The 1,257-nt window shown below is 50.0% G+C and carries 1 protein-coding gene and 1 pseudogene; both read right to left on the bottom strand.

Going from position 1 to position 1,257, the window contains the following annotated elements; translation table 11 throughout:
* On the bottom strand, nucleotides 1–1,069 hold a 1,069-nt coding region (locus CYO90_RS07950; RefSeq protein WP_103579111.1), incomplete at its 3' end, for a LarC family nickel insertion protein.
* Between the two features lie 2 nt (nucleotides 1,070–1,071).
* Nucleotides 1,072–1,257: pseudogene (locus CYO90_RS07945) on the bottom strand (hypothetical protein); the annotation flags it as partial.

The raw sequence follows: 1,257 nt of genomic DNA, 5'->3' as shown, positions 1-1,257 counted from the left end.
ACAGCGCGTTTAGCTCAAAGCCCGCGCGCCCCTTTTTCATAAAAATAGACCTGCTAAATACGTCCAGCGCGCCGCTATCTCGCAAAATATCGCACGCAAAGGCAAAGCTTTCTGCGTCCATATCGTCGATATTAGTGGAGATTAAAATCCGCTCGCAAAGCTCGCCATAGCCGATCTGCACGCTCAAATTTGGCTCATCTCTCAAGCCTAAATCCTCGCTCGTTTCGCAAAGTATCACGCGAAGCGCGTTGGCAAAATCTGCGACGTCTTTATCGCCAGCGCCGTAGCCCGTGCTTAAAATTTTAAAATTTCGCGGCGACTCACGGCGGTCTTGTTCCCTTAAATTTAGTGCGCAGGCCTTTAAAATAGCCGCTCCTGTGGGCGTAGTCATCTCGAAATTCGCTCGCCCTAGGCTTACTTGAGCGCCTTTTAAAATTTCGCAAACCGCAGGCGCCGGTACGGTCAGCCTGCCGTGAGCGCAGTGCGCAAAACCGCCGCCAAGCTCGATAGGCGAAGCAAAAATTTGCGGCGCACCCAAGGCCTCCAAGCAAATAGCCGCACCCACTACGTCCGCGATGCTGTCCGCGGCGCCCACTTCGTGGAAATGTACTTGCTCTGCGCTAGTGCCGTGGATTTTGGCCTCGGCCTGCGCGATAACGCTAAAAATTTCGCTTGCCGTTTTTTTTACGAAAGCGCTTAGGCTAGAACCCTCGATAAGCTCTAAAATTTGCGTGAAATTTCGCGGACGCGGATGGTTTTGGGCGGGCTTATCCGCTCTAAATTCGGCGCCGTGAATTTTGCCGTTTAAATTTTGACGCGGGCTAAATTTAGCGCCTAAGAGGCCAAGCGGAATTTGGCTCGGATTTGCCGCGCAAACGACGTCTATTTTGGTTGCAGAGATACCGCATTTTAGCACTTTGCGCTTGCGTAGGTAAAATTCGCTAGCTAAATTTAGCTTAGCAAGCTCGGCGCAAAGATAGCTAAAATCCGCGCCCAGATCCACCAGCGCGCCTAAATTCATATCGCCGCTAATACCGCAGCTAGCATCATAGTATAAAATTTTAGCCATACTTAAACCTTAGGCACAGTCATAGAGCCAAACGGCAAGATGACTATTTTTGCGTCCGCACCCTTTTGCGCCTGATAAAGATCGACATCCATAGGATAAGGCGCTACCGAGATCACGATGTCAGCTTTTTGTGGGATATTTACGCAAAAGACCTCATCAGCCTTTTTCACACAGTCATAAAAACTATC

The organism is Campylobacter concisus, assembly GCF_002913745.1.
GTDB classification, from domain to species: domain Bacteria; phylum Campylobacterota; class Campylobacteria; order Campylobacterales; family Campylobacteraceae; genus Campylobacter_A; species Campylobacter_A concisus_R.
This window is presented reverse-complemented; position numbering and strand designations above follow the sequence as displayed.